Genomic DNA, 13,021 nt, shown 5'->3' with positions numbered 1-13,021 from the left:
CAGTTTATGTTCTGTATGCTGAGTTTATTCTGACATATTCTTCTGATAAATCAGTTGTAAATATTTTTGTCTGTCCTTTCCCTGAATTCAGGTTTATCAAAACTTCAATCTCTTTTTGTTTTAAAGATTCTTTTAATTCTTCTTCTTTCATTGTTGGCAGTCCTTTCTGAAAAAGGCATATGCCATTTATATAAATTTCAATTCTTTCTTCTTTCACAGGAACTCCAGAGTATCCAACTGCAGCAATTATTCTTCCCCAGTTGGGGTCATTCCCGTAAAGAGCTGTTTTAACAAGAAGAGAGTTAGCTACTGCTCTTGCCACTCTTCTTGCTTCTTGAGTTGTTTTAGCCTCTTTGACAATAATGGTCACAAACTTTGTTGCTCCTTCTCCGTCTTTTACTATCATCTTAGAAAGCTCACTACATAGGTCGCTAAGAGCACTTTTGAACTGTTTCCATAAAGCAGTTTTCCTTTCTATCTTGATATCAGATTCTCCATTTGCAAGCATTAGCACTGTATCATTGGTTGACATATCTCCATCAACTGTGATTGAGTTAAAACTCTGTGCCACAGCATCTTTTAATGCTTCTTTCATTAAATCTGAACTGATTTTTGCATCGGTTAAAACTGTGCATAACATTGTTGCCATATTTGGAGAAATCATTCCTGCGCCTTTACATATCCCAAGAATTGTTATTGGTGATGGTGTTTGAATTTGCCTGAATGTAATCTTTGGAAAAGTATCAGTGGTCATTATTGCCTCTGCAACCTGCATTGGTTGGGCATTACCAAGATTTTTTATAAGGTCATTCAATGCGTTAAGTATTCTATCAACTGGCATGGGCATTCCAATAACTCCTGTAGAAAGAGGGAATATGTAATGTGTATTGATGTTAAGTTTTTCAGCTAAATAATCTGTTATTTTTAAGGCATCCTCAATTCCTTTTTTGCCTGTGCATGCATTGGCATTTCCACTGTTTAAAACCACTGCCTGAGCGATTCCTGAACGTATTCTTTTCATGCAAATTTTTACAGGAGCAGCTTTGATTTGGTTTGTAGTAAAAACTCCTGCTATCTGAGCGGGTTTTTTAGAATAAATTAATGCAATATCATATCTATCAGGATATTTAATTTGAGCTTTTGCTATTGAATACAAAAAACCCTTTGGTGAAACAATATCCATTACTGTTCACCCAATTTAAAGGTATCATGAAGCACTCTTATAGCAAGTTCAGTATATTTAGCATTGATAAGACATGAAATCTTTATCTCTGATGTGCTTATTGCCATTATGTTTATCCCATGATTTGCAAGAGCTTCAAACATTTGTGCTGCAACACCTGAGTGAGTTCTCATTCCGACTCCTACAATGGAAATTTTTGCTATGTCTTCATTCAAAAGAACACCTTCAGCTCCCAGTTCTTTAGAAATTTTTTCAGTAAGTTCTAAAGCCTTTTTAGCATCTGTTTTTGGAACAGTGAAAGAAATATCAGTTGCTTTGCCATCACTACTTATATTCTGAACAATCATATCAACAACAATATTGGCATCTGCAACCGCTTTGAAAAGTTTTGCTGCTATTCCAGGTCTGTCAGGGACTTTAAGAATTGTAATCTTTGCCTGATTTTTGTCATGGGCAATGCCTGAAACTACAACTTTTTCCATATCTTTATCCTCCTTTGTAACTAATGTTCCAGGATTCCAGTTAAAACTTGAACGAACTACTACAGGAACATTGTATTTCATAGCAAATTCAACAGAACGAGTCTGTAAAACCTTTGCTCCAAGAGAAGCAAGCTCAAGCATTTCTTCATAGGAAATTTTCTCAAGTTTCCGAGCATTTGGAGCAATATTAGGGTCAGCTGTAAATACGCCATCAACATCTGTGTAAATTTCACATAAATCAGCATTTAATGCTGCTGCTATTGCTACGGCTGTTAAATCTGAACCGCCTCTTCCAAGTGTAGTTACATCTTCATCTTCTGTAATACCCTGAAATCCTGCAACCACAACAATATATCCTTCTTCAAGAGCTTTGACTGCTCTTGTTGCAATAATTTTCTCAATTCTTGCCTTCGTATGTACTGCATCTGTAATTATTCCCATCTGCCTTCCAGTAAGAGCAATAGCTTTATGTCCAAGTCCATACAAAGCCATTGCAGTCAATGCAGCTGTAACTCTTTCTCCTGAAGAAAGAAGAAGGTCCATTTCTCTTTCTGGTGGGTCTGAACATACCTGATGGGCAAGACCTATAAGTTTATCAGTTTCTCCAGCCATTGCAGAGACAACAACTACTACTTTGTTTCCTTCTTTTGCTGTTTTTGAAACTCTTTCAGCAACAGCCTTTATTCTTTCAATATTTGCAACAGAAGTGCCACCATATTTTTGAACAATTAGCATATTTATGCCTCCGATATAAAGTTAAGTGTTATTTATTATGTAAAAATTGCTGAAAATTTTACAATAGAAATTGAAAGTTGATAAATTTCTTTAAGAGATGGTGTGTTTTCTTATTATTTTAATAGACTAAATAAGCAATTCATTTATAATGCCTTTTGGTTGACATGCTGAGAATGTTTTGATATTCTAAAAAAGAGAAATGTTTTGGAGGGAAAAATGCAAACTGTTGAAGAAAGAGTTTACAGATTAGAAAAAGTGCTTGAAGACTTTATATTAAGTGTTGGTATAGAGTTTAATAAACTATATAATTCTCAGATGCGCACTGAGGCTGAGATGAGAGCTTTCAAGGAAGAGATGAGAGCCTTCAAGGATGAAATGAAAGCCTTTAAGGAAGAGATGAGAGCCTTCAAGGATGAAATGCTTGAATTTAAGAAAAATCAGGAAGAGGAAAACAGACGCAAAAATAAAGAATGGAGCAATCTTGCAAAAAAGCTTGGTACCCTCTATGAAGACCTTATCGCACCTGCTCTTGATTCAGTGCTTTCCAAGTACTTCAATTGTGAAGCAATACTTGAAGGGCAGAGAATGCTGAGAAGGAAGAAGGGAGAAAACTATGAAGTAGATGCAATAGCAGCATGCAAGGACAAGGTATTTATGATAGAGGTAAGGTCTACACCAAGAATACAGTATATAGATGAAATAAAAGAGAAAAGCCAGAGATTTTTTGAATTTTTCCCTGAATTTAAGACTAAAAAGCTTTATTTAATATTGGGAAGCATAACTTTTCCAGAAGAAGTGATCAAATATGCAAGCAAACAGGGCATCTATGTAATGGGCTGGAGAAATTGGGATTACATGGATATTTTAAACTTTGAAGAAATAAGAGAATAAAAGGAATTGATTGACTTAGTATTATAATTTATTTTTACTTAACTTAGTATTATAATTTATTTTTACTTAAAAAATTTAATATCGTGTTAAAAATAAATTCAGAATTTAAGTCAAATTTATCTCTAATATGGTATTGAGTTCCAATATAATGGGAATATTCATCAGGTAAAGAAAATTTTTTAAAAATGGGTTTATATTTAGATTCTGCAATATATTCAGATACAATGCTACCTAATCCACCGATACTACTATGTTCTTCTATTGTAAATACGTATTTTTTGGTAGAAATAATAGTTTCTAAGGTTTTATAATCAAACGGTTTTATAGTATGCATACTAATTAAATCTGATTCGAAAGCGGATTTTTTAAGTTTTTTATTTACTTCTATAGCAATATCAGAAGCGTTACTTGTGAATAAAATTGCTATATTACTATTTTTATTCTTTTGAATATAATTTGCCTTACCAATTTTTATTTTATTGGAAATATTACTTATAATAGGCTCGCCTTTTTTTGCCAATCTCATATAAATAGGACCTTTATGCTCAATGGTTTGGATGGTTAATTTTTCCACTTCATAAGGGTCTGAAGGACATAAAACTGTCATATTAGGTAAAGCTCGCATGATAGCAATATCTTCAATAGCATGATGTGTTGCTCCTTGAGCACCATAAGTTAAACCAGCACCTACACCTACAAGTCTAACATTAGTGTTCATATACGCCACATCTACTCTAATTTGTTCAAACGGTCTCATTGTAACAAAAGGTATTATGCTGTATACATATACTATTTTGCCACTCAAGGCTAAACCCGCGGCAATACCTATTGCATTTGCTTCTGCTATTCCTACATTTAAAAACCTATCCGGAAATTTTTTTTCAAACTCTTCTAAAACTGAAAAACCCAAATCTGGTGTTAGTAAAAATATTTTTTCATTTTTTTCAGCTAATTTAATTAAAGTTTTAATGAATGTATCTCTCAATTACTCCTCACTGAAAATATATTTACTTATCATTAAGTTCATATAATGCTTGTTGTAATTGTTCTTTATTAGGGGATTTATAATGCCATTCTAATTTATTCTCCATAAAACTAACTCCTTTCCCTTTTATAGTATGAGCTATAATTGCCTTTGGTTTATCAAGTTTTATGAGTAATGCTTTTTCTATTTCTTTAAAATCATGACCATTAATTTCAATTGCGTACCAGTTAAATGCTAAAAATTTATCTTTCAAAGGTTCTAAATTAACAACTTCATTTGTTTTTCCAAAAGCTTGGAGTTTATTATAATCCACTATTAAAGTTAGGTTATTTAACTTTTTATGAGAAGCAAACATGATTGCTTCCCAGACAGAGCCTTCGTTTAATTCTCCGTCACCACATAATACATAAACATGACTGTCAAGATTATCAATTTTATTTGCAATTGAAAAACCAACCCCAATTGATAAACCATGTCCCAAAGAACCTGAAGAAACTTCTATACCTGGCACACTTTCTTTATCCAAGTGCCCTGGCAATTGCCCATGATCCATATAAAAACTCTCTAATAAAGCTTTGGCAAAAAAACCTCTTTCAGCTAATGTTGCATATAATGCAGAACTGGCGTGTCCTTTACTTAAAATAAATTTGTCTCTATTTTTAAAATTGGGATTCTTAGGATCAATATTCATTACTTTGAAATACAAAATAGTTAAAATGTCAACTATTGAAAGTGCTGAACCGATATGAGATGCATTTGCACGAGCATGCATAATAACTATCTCTCGTCTTATGTTTCGGGCTATTTGCTCAAGTTCCATTCTTTCTTATACTCATTTATCATTTTAAGTAATCCTTGCCAATAATCATATTTAGGTTTCCAACCTAATAGTTGAGATATTTTTGAAATATCCGCTTCCATATTCATTACTTGGTCTTCTCTGTAAGGTATTTTGCCGAAATTAATTTTAGAATCCGATTGTGTCAATTTTTTCGCCAATAAAACAAGATCCTTTAGTCTAATACTATTACCAGATGCTAGATTGATTATTCCTAAACCCTTTTCAACGGTGATTAATTTCATCAACGCATCAACTGCGTCATCAATATATAAGTAATCCCACTTTTGTTCTCCTAAGGTCATATCAATTTCTTCATTTAACAATAATTTCTCAATTAAATAATTGATAAACCATTTATGATTATCATTGGGACCATAAAGTGAAAATATTCTTAACCAAGTATATTCAATTCCATATGCAGTACAAAGTATATTAGCAATTTGTGAACAAATATATTTTGCTTTTCCATAAAGTGTTGTTGGATTACAGGGTGTTTCTTCTGAAATTTTATAGTTATGAATACCATACTCGGCTTGTGAACCAAATCCTATCCAATGTTTTGAATGTAAATGTTTTGCTATTTTGATTGAATTTATGATTAAGGGTATATTAATAGTAAGCTGTTGTGGATCATTTCTTTTATCATTAAAAACACCATACCAGGAAAATTCAAAAAAAATATTATAATTTAGGTTGCTCAATATTTTTTTCTGTAATATTTCTTCAATATGGTTATATCTAAATATTTTAATTTCTTTTTTATTGGGCAAAAATGAAAGATTTGAAGAAGGCCGTGATAAAATAAAAATTTCATATCCGTTCTCTATTAATGATTTTGTAAAATTTTTGCCTAAAAAACTACTGGCACCATGTATAATAATTTTGGGATTCATGAAAAATCCAGTAACGAAACAAATTGTTTTTTACTGTAACCGTATTTAGATAGTTCTTGAATAATCTCTTTAAAATAACCATAACTAAAAACAAAAATATAATCAACTCTGGTATTGATTAAAAATTCAGGTTTTTTTATAGGAATATGAGTTTTTGGTAAATAAATATTGTCACCTTTAGGATTTTTATCAATAATTACATTGAAATATTTATAATTTTTTAATGCTGCAATGGTCATAACTCCCCGTCCACCAGCACCATAGGCAACTATTTTATACTTAGAATTATTAAGAAGCCAGGCATCAATTTTATTAATCAGTTCAGTAATATTCTCTTTTAATCCTGAAACTTTCTTTAATTCAATTTCAAGGTTTAGATTAATATAATTATCATCATATTTTGGTTCAGCTACAATAAGAAGTGAATTAGCCCTTCTTTCTTCATTTCTTAGTAAATTAAAATCAATTATGTTAAACCCATTTTTATTAAATACAAACTCAGCTGTTTCTTTATTTAAATAAAAGTAATGCTCATGTTCAAACAAACAGAATTCTTTACGTTTTATTATTAGGTCTAAATCGTGAATTTCTATAATGAGTTTGCCATTTTTATTGAGTATTTTTCTACATGCTTGGAGTGCATCATTAATATCTGGCAAGTGATCAAATGTGTAACATGAAATGATACAATCAACAGTTTTGAAATCTGCAGGGATATTTTCTACCATATCGTAACAAAAAAAGCTGTTTAAAGTTGGAATACCTTTTTTATTGGCAAATTTACATAAGGATGAAGAAGGCTCAATTCCCAAAACAGAAACCCCACATCTTTTAAACTTCTCTAACAGTTCACCACTACCTGAACCAATTTCTAATACTTTAACAGATTGTAAGTTTTTTTTAGAAAAAAATTTTATTGTTTTTTCAACCAATTTTTCCATAAAATGATTAAATAATGGAGAATATCCAACAGAATATTCATATTTATCATAGTATAGTGACATATTCAGATCATTACAATTTTGAGTTATCCCGCAATTACTACATATTCCAATAACTATATCTGATAAAAATTCTTTCCCAAAATCATCTTGTGTAATAAATTCATCTGTCAATGGCATTTTTTCTAAGGTAATAACTTCGTATAATCTTTTTGAACCGCATATTCTACACTTACAATTTAAAATTTCTTTCATTAATGCACCCCATTTTTTTATACCATTTTATTGTAAGAGTTAGTCCTTCATCAAGGCTATAAATCGGCTTCCACCCAAGAATTTCCCTTGCTTTTTTTGCATTCAAATACTGTTTTGGTATCTCATAGCAAACCTCATTTAGTATCACAGGTTTTAATTCTGACTTCATAAGCCTTAAAATTCTCTCTGTAATTTCCAATACACTTAGCGGTTCTTCATTGGAAAAGTTAAAAGCCTCACCGGTGAGTTTTCTGTCTTCTGCTAATTTTTCAGCAAGCATTATGTATGCTAATACCGCATCCTCCACATAAAAGTAGTCTCTCACGAGAGTTCCATCAGAGCGAATAATGGGATTTTCTCCCTTTAACACTGAGCGGATTGTTCCAGGAACAATCCTATTCCAGTTTAGGTCTCCTCCACCATAGAGGTTTCCACATCTTGTTATTACAACTGGAAGGTTGAATGTATAGGCATACATCTGAGAAATTAAATCAGCGCAAGATTTACTCACATCATAGGGATGTCTGCCCTGTAGGGGTGTATTTTCATCATAGGGTAACACTCCCTGTTCTCCGTAAGCTTTATCAGAGGATGCAATAATAATTTGTTTTACAGTGGGAGAACGCCTGCATGCCTCAAGTAAAGCCCATGTTCCCTGTATATTTGTCTCAAGTGTTGAGATAGGATTGCGATTTGCAATTGTGACAATTGTCTGAGCTGCAAGATGAAAAACTGTGTCTATTTCATATTCTCCCAGGACTCTTTCAAGCAGGGTTTCATCCCTTATATCACCTCTGACTATTTTAACTTTTTCTATAGTTTTTGAAAGCACTAACTCACTTTGAGGTACCCAGTCTCTCACAAGACAGACAACATCTGCTTTTAACTCTAAAAGCTTCTTTACAAGCCAGCTTCCAAGAAGTCCTGTCCCACCTGTGACAAAGGTGGGTCTGTCAATCCAGAAAGATTTATTTACCATACTTTCCATGGTGCCTTGCCACTTTTCCATAGTTCTTCAAGATAGTTTTTATCTCTTAAAGTATCCATGGGATGCCAGAAACCTGTGTGTTTATAAGCAACAAGCTCTCCTTTTTCAGCCAGTGTTTGCATAGGTTTACTTTCCCAGCTCATATGGTCTCCTTCAATAAGCTCTATTACTTTTGGTGAAAGAACAAAAAATCCTCCGTTTATCCATCCACCGTCTCCAGAGGGCTTTTCCATAAAATCCCTGACATAGTCTCCATCAGTAACGAGAGCACCAAATCTTCCAGGCGGTTGAACAGCAAGAACTGTTGCCAGTTTTCCATGAGCTTGATGAAAGGTTATTTCGTCCTTGATATTTACATCACTTACTCCATCACCATATGTAAAGCAAAACAGTTCCTCTCCTTCAAGATATTTTGCAACTCTTTTGAGCCTTCCCCCTGTCTGAGTGTGTTCTCCTGTATCTACAACAGTAACTTTCCATGGTTCTGCTTCGCAGTTGTGAACAATCATTTGGTTAAATTTCATATCAAACGTAACATCTGCCATGTAAAGAAAGTAGTTTGCAAAGTATTCTTTAATCATGTATCCCCTGTATCCACAGCAGATAATAAAATCATTAACTCCATGAGCAGAGTATATTTTCATAATATGCCAGAGGATTGGCTTACCACCGATTTCAATCATTGGTTTTGGCTTAAGGTGAGTTTCTTCAGCTATTCTTGTCCCAAGCCCTCCTGCAAGGATTACAGCCTTCATTTTTGTCCTCCTGCCCAGCCCATCTCAAATATTTGTTTATTTGTTTCATTAATTATACCATTCAGAATCGTATTTATTGCTGTAATCTGATTAATAAGAGTATTTCTTGTAGCGCAGAGTTGATAGGCAGAGATTGTATTACTTCTGATTCTTTTTGCCATGTCAGGGTCATCAATCATATCTGCCATAGCAAGTATAAGATCCCATCCCTTTGAAGGAAAAGGTTTTCCTATTAGTTCCTGAGCTATCATATTGGTAATGAATCTATCCCACAAATAATAGGTAAGATACTTAAAAAACATAGGTTTCAGTTTCTCCTTCAGTATGCCAAGTTGAAAAAGTATCTGTAATCCCTCCACAGTAATGAAATATCTCCATCCAATGTTTTCCATTTCCCATCTTTTAATATCTTCTGTTGTTTGAGTCTCCATAGGCTGACAGATGGGAAAGTCAATAACAACAGCAGGTTCATGATAAGCTACATGAAGGATGCCGAGAACATGTGTATATGCGGCTTCTTTATATTTAGTATAATTAGGCAGTTCAACCATTTCATTAATTTTTTCCTTTTTTAATATTACTGAAGTTGCCCACCCAATAAATTGATTGAATCCCATTTTATTAGCAAATTCCAAGACATTTCCTTCATAAATTTTGTGACTGTGAGGCTTTAGCCAGCCGTTTCCAGCATGAATTACAGTTGCTGGTTTTGTATTTACATTGTGCCAGACAATTCTTAATCCGTCTTTTAATAAAATATCATCATCGCCAAAAAGCCATAAATATTCTCCTTCTGCACGACGCATTACAGCTTCAATGCTGTCAGCGGAATCAACATGTTTTTCCAATCTGCAATAATCCAGAAAAGGATACTCTTTTTTCAGTTTTGCAAGCACTTTTGGAGTATCATCATCGGAACAATTATCAGAAACAAATATTCCAATTTCATCCTGTTTGCCAAGTTCAATGATCTGCCGTGCCATTTCTCTTACACATATCTCAAGCTTTTTTGCCCTGTTCCATGTAGGAATTGCAAAACATAGTTTTTTCATAGTTTCACCTTTTATATCGTCTTATTTTTTGTTTTTTACAGATTCTTTAATTTTTTCAACCATGTAATCAATCATTTCTTCAGTAATCCCAGGATATACTCCAACCCAAAAAGTATCTTTCATTGTTTTATCTGTCCATTTGAGGTCTCCTACAACTCTATACTCTTTACCGTCTTTCTCATTTCAGTATTTTGCTCCAAGAGAGTCACAGTTATCCTCAATGAGCTAGAGGTTGTATTTTTCGCAAAAAGCCTTGACCTTTTCAATATCAAAGGGATTTCCCATTGTGTGAGCAAGCATTACAGCCTTTGTTTTTGGAGAAATAGCTTTTTCAAGCATTGAGCAATCAATATTATATGTGGGAAGTGTTATATCAACAAAAACAGGGATAGCACCATACTGAATTATGGGTGACACTGTTGTTGGAAAAGACGCAGCAACAGTAATGATTTCATCTCCTCTGTTTATTTTTCTTTCTCCCAGTTTTGATGAAGTGAGTGTCATGAAAGCTAAAAGATTTGCTGATGAACCTGAGTTAACAAGGCTACAATATTTTACTCCCAAAAACTGAGCAAATTTATGCTCAAAAGCTTGAGCATATTTTCCAGCAGTCAACCAGAAATCAAGGGCACTCTCAATGAGATTGGAAATCTCTTGCTCATTAAAAACTCTTCCACCGTAGTTTATCTTTATCTTGTCAGTGGGAAAATGCGATTGCATTGGAACATGAATTGTTTCATAGTAAGTTTTTGCAAGCATTTTTCCCCAATATTTAAGAATTAAGCCTATCTTTTGAGGCTTAAGAAGTCCTACTGTCTCAACAATCTCTGCTCTCTTAATTGTCTTAATTTCGTCAATTTTTGCGATAAGAGGTTTATTAAGAATACCTGCAATCATGTCATCCACTAAAATTTCAAAGAGAAAATCTATGTCATTATAATCAGATTTTGTTTCCACAGAGGCAGTAATATAACTTGTTTTAGTAGGTTTTGAAATTATGAGCCCAAATCTTAAATTAGAGCCTTCTTTGTATTTAATAATTTGTCCTACATCATATTTACCCACCATTTTTAGGCTAATTCTCCTTAAATAAGTTTTATATAAGATACAAAAAATTGATATTTAGGTCAATAGACGTTATACTACCCAAATTTCCCAAGCAAAGATGGGCAACAGGATAAATTATTATCTGTTGGTAATTTAAAAGTGAGATTTTACTTGCCTAATTGGTAAAAAAGGTATAAGATATTAGGATTGTCTCTCACCTTCGGATGCTCGCGATGACATCATAGGGGGTTGTTTCTCCAAATGCCTCAATAAAATCAACAATTTGCCTGAACTCTGATTTTTTTCACTAAACTTTTTATGGAATCCACCGATTTACATAATTAAGACAGCAGGATGGGAAGGAGGTGAAAGAGTCCAGATATTCATCCAGTGCTGTCTGGATGCAGGAGGCATCCTTAATAAAAAACATGGAGGTTTAAACCATGGCATTAAGAGTTAATTTTAACGCAGAAGCCGCAACAACACACACAGCCCTTCTCAGAAACGAGAAGGCAATGAACAAGTCCCTTTTAAGAATTTCAACAGGGCAGAGAATTCTTTCAGCAGCTGACGATGCAGCAGGTCTTTTTATTGCAGACCAGCTTGCAACAGTTGGAGCAGCACTTGACCAAGGTAATCGTAATATTCAGACCGGTATCAGTGCTCTCCAGATTGCAGAAACAAATGTAGGACAGATTTTTGACAAACTTCAGACAATCTACACAAAAGCTCAATCTGCAGCAAATGACATCAATGACCCGAATGCCCGTGCAGCTTTACAGAGAGATATTGCAAATCTTGTTGATGCAATTCAAAAACTTGGGACAGACACAGAATATAATGGAATTAAGCTTCTTGATGGAACATTCGCAAACAAGGTTATTCATTACGGAGCAAGAGCAGACCAGACAATTACAACAAGTATAGGCAATGTAAAAGCAACAAATATTGGTGCATTTGTTGTTCAGGGAAGTGGACAGGTTACATCAAGTGCTACAGCCTATACATCATTGATTGCTGGAGACTGGCAGTATAATTCTGCTTCTGATACAGTGACAGTTGCTGGAGTTAATTTAAAGAATTATAGCGCGCTTTCAAGTGTAACAGGAGCAGTTGATGCAAAATCAATTGCAGATGCAATAAACAATAACGCTACATTACAGGGAGTTGGTATTTCAGCAAGAGCTGTAAATACCAGCACAGCAGATACTGAATGGACTAACATTCAGAATAGTGGTACAGCTGCAGTTACTATAAAATTTTATGTTGGTTCAACCACAGATTCTGCAAGCGCTATTTCTATCACAGTGGATGCAGGGAAAACCCTTACTCTTGATGAGTTAGTTTCACAGATTAATACCCAGGCATCCACAAAATCTCTCAATATAACAGCGACAAATTCAGGAAATAAGCTTGCTCTTACAACAGAAGGTGAAACCATAGGACTTGAAATTGCATCTGCTACAGGTGCTGTAGCTGTTAATATGGCACAGTTTCTCCAGAGTGCAACAGGTAGTGTAACAGCTGGTAGTACAGGCTCCGCAGTCAAAGTTGGTAATCTTATAGTAACAGGAACAGACTCATATAACTATGATTTTACAGGAATAAGCACTGCATCAGAAGGCCTCGGAGTAGCAGCTACTGGTTCTGGAGGTTTCAATAATCTTTATAGTATTGATGTTACAGATAATTCAGGAGCAGAGTTGGCTATAGATATTGTTAATACTGCAATAAAGAAGGTTGATAAGGTCAGGACTCAGATTGGTTCTGTAATCAATAACCTACAGGCTATATATGATGGACAAAAAACATCTTATGACAATACAAAGGAAGCTGAAAACGTCATTCGTAACACAGACTTCGCAGCTGAAATGAGCACATTTACCACAATGCAGATTAGAATGCAAGCAGGTGTTGCAATGCTTGCGCAGGCAAATGCCTTACCTCAGCTTGTGCTTCAGCTCCTTCGTTAG

At 34.1% G+C, this 13,021-nt stretch carries 11 protein-coding genes and 1 pseudogene; 2 read left to right on the top strand and 10 right to left on the bottom strand.

Annotated elements, in window-relative coordinates; genetic code table 11:
- Positions 1–4: 4 nt before the first annotated feature.
- Together argJ and FLY87_RS00365 are read right to left on the bottom strand one after the other, a co-directional pair.
- Entirely contained in the window at positions 5–1,183 is a 1,179-nt protein-coding gene (gene argJ / locus FLY87_RS00370) for a bifunctional glutamate N-acetyltransferase/amino-acid acetyltransferase ArgJ (protein WP_012546755.1), read from the bottom strand.
- Positions 1,183–2,400, bottom strand: coding sequence for an aspartate kinase (locus tag FLY87_RS00365; RefSeq protein WP_012545682.1), 1,218 nt, complete (start codon positions 2,398–2,400; stop codon positions 1,183–1,185). Before FLY87_RS00365 ends, argJ begins: the two co-directional genes overlap by 1 nt.
- Before the next feature lie 216 nt (positions 2,401–2,616).
- On the opposite strand from FLY87_RS00365, the gene FLY87_RS00360 reads away from it, so the two are divergent.
- Entirely contained in the window at positions 2,617–3,291 is a 675-nt protein-coding gene (locus tag FLY87_RS00360) for a hypothetical protein (protein ID WP_012546133.1), read from the top strand.
- Positions 3,292–3,340: 49 nt separating this feature from the next.
- On the opposite strand, the gene FLY87_RS00355 is transcribed toward FLY87_RS00360, so the two are convergent.
- From FLY87_RS00355 to FLY87_RS10375, 8 genes and pseudogenes are all read right to left on the bottom strand, one after another.
- A complete protein-coding gene (locus tag FLY87_RS00355) occupies positions 3,341–4,276 on the bottom strand; it encodes a transketolase family protein (protein ID WP_012545278.1) in 936 nt (311 codons plus the stop codon).
- A gap of 22 nt (positions 4,277–4,298) precedes the next feature.
- Positions 4,299–5,096 (bottom strand): transketolase, encoded by a 798-nt coding sequence (locus tag FLY87_RS00350; RefSeq protein ID WP_012546302.1) that lies wholly within the window; start codon positions 5,094–5,096, stop codon positions 4,299–4,301.
- The gene (locus FLY87_RS00345) at positions 5,078–6,010 is read right to left on the bottom strand and encodes an NAD(P)-dependent oxidoreductase (protein WP_012545190.1); all 933 of its coding nucleotides are present in this window, start codon (positions 6,008–6,010) and stop codon (positions 5,078–5,080) included. Before FLY87_RS00345 ends, FLY87_RS00350 begins: the two co-directional genes overlap by 19 nt.
- The gene (locus FLY87_RS00340; RefSeq protein ID WP_012545547.1) at positions 6,007–7,206 is read right to left on the bottom strand and encodes a class I SAM-dependent methyltransferase; all 1,200 of its coding nucleotides are present in this window, start codon (positions 7,204–7,206) and stop codon (positions 6,007–6,009) included. Before FLY87_RS00340 ends, FLY87_RS00345 begins: the two co-directional genes overlap by 4 nt.
- The gene (locus FLY87_RS00335) at positions 7,184–8,194 is read right to left on the bottom strand and encodes a GDP-mannose 4,6-dehydratase (RefSeq protein WP_012546520.1); all 1,011 of its coding nucleotides are present in this window, start codon (positions 8,192–8,194) and stop codon (positions 7,184–7,186) included. The genes FLY87_RS00340 and FLY87_RS00335 overlap by 23 nt, the downstream gene beginning before the upstream one ends.
- Complete coding sequence (gene rfbF / locus FLY87_RS00330) at positions 8,179–8,949, bottom strand: glucose-1-phosphate cytidylyltransferase (protein ID WP_012545825.1); 771 nt, start codon at positions 8,947–8,949, stop codon at positions 8,179–8,181. The genes FLY87_RS00335 and rfbF overlap by 16 nt, the downstream gene beginning before the upstream one ends.
- Positions 8,946–10,001: a glycosyltransferase family A protein gene (locus FLY87_RS00325; RefSeq protein WP_012546658.1), complete on the bottom strand. Its 1,056-nt coding sequence runs from the start codon at positions 9,999–10,001 to the stop codon at positions 8,946–8,948. The genes rfbF and FLY87_RS00325 overlap by 4 nt, the downstream gene beginning before the upstream one ends.
- A 228-nt stretch (positions 10,002–10,229) precedes the next feature.
- A pseudogene (locus FLY87_RS10375) lies at positions 10,230–10,721 on the bottom strand (DegT/DnrJ/EryC1/StrS family aminotransferase); the annotation flags it as partial.
- Positions 10,722–11,491: 770 nt separating this feature from the next.
- Here FLY87_RS10375 and FLY87_RS00315 point away from each other — a divergent pair.
- On the top strand, positions 11,492–13,021 hold the full coding sequence (locus tag FLY87_RS00315) for a flagellin (RefSeq protein ID WP_141266059.1): 1,530 nt from the start codon (positions 11,492–11,494) through the stop codon (positions 13,019–13,021).

Source organism: Thermodesulfovibrio sp. Kuro-1 (assembly GCF_006538445.1).
Classification (GTDB): domain Bacteria; phylum Nitrospirota; class Thermodesulfovibrionia; order Thermodesulfovibrionales; family Thermodesulfovibrionaceae; genus Thermodesulfovibrio; species Thermodesulfovibrio yellowstonii.
This window is presented reverse-complemented; position numbering and strand designations above follow the sequence as displayed.

Bases quoted from the DNA above. Each gene is read 5' to 3' on its own strand.
- argJ (WP_012546755.1), bottom strand. From the start codon at position 1,183: ATGGATATTGTTTCACCAAAGGGTTTTTTGTATTCAATAGCAAAAGCT.
- FLY87_RS00365 (WP_012545682.1), bottom strand. From the start codon at position 2,400: ATGCTAATTGTTCAAAAATATGGTGGCACTTCTGTTGCAAATATTGAA.
- FLY87_RS00360 (WP_012546133.1), top strand. From the start codon at position 2,617: ATGCAAACTGTTGAAGAAAGAGTTTACAGATTAGAAAAAGTGCTTGAA.
- FLY87_RS00350 (WP_012546302.1), bottom strand. From the start codon at position 5,096: ATGGAACTTGAGCAAATAGCCCGAAACATAAGACGAGAGATAGTTATT.
- FLY87_RS00345 (WP_012545190.1), bottom strand. From the start codon at position 6,010: ATGAATCCCAAAATTATTATACATGGTGCCAGTAGTTTTTTAGGCAAA.
- FLY87_RS00340 (WP_012545547.1), bottom strand. From the start codon at position 7,206: ATGAAAGAAATTTTAAATTGTAAGTGTAGAATATGCGGTTCAAAAAGA.
- FLY87_RS00335 (WP_012546520.1), bottom strand. From the start codon at position 8,194: ATGGAAAGTATGGTAAATAAATCTTTCTGGATTGACAGACCCACCTTT.
- rfbF (WP_012545825.1), bottom strand. From the start codon at position 8,949: ATGAAGGCTGTAATCCTTGCAGGAGGGCTTGGGACAAGAATAGCTGAA.
- FLY87_RS00325 (WP_012546658.1), bottom strand. From the start codon at position 10,001: ATGAAAAAACTATGTTTTGCAATTCCTACATGGAACAGGGCAAAAAAG.
- FLY87_RS00315 (WP_141266059.1), top strand. From the start codon at position 11,492: ATGGCATTAAGAGTTAATTTTAACGCAGAAGCCGCAACAACACACACA.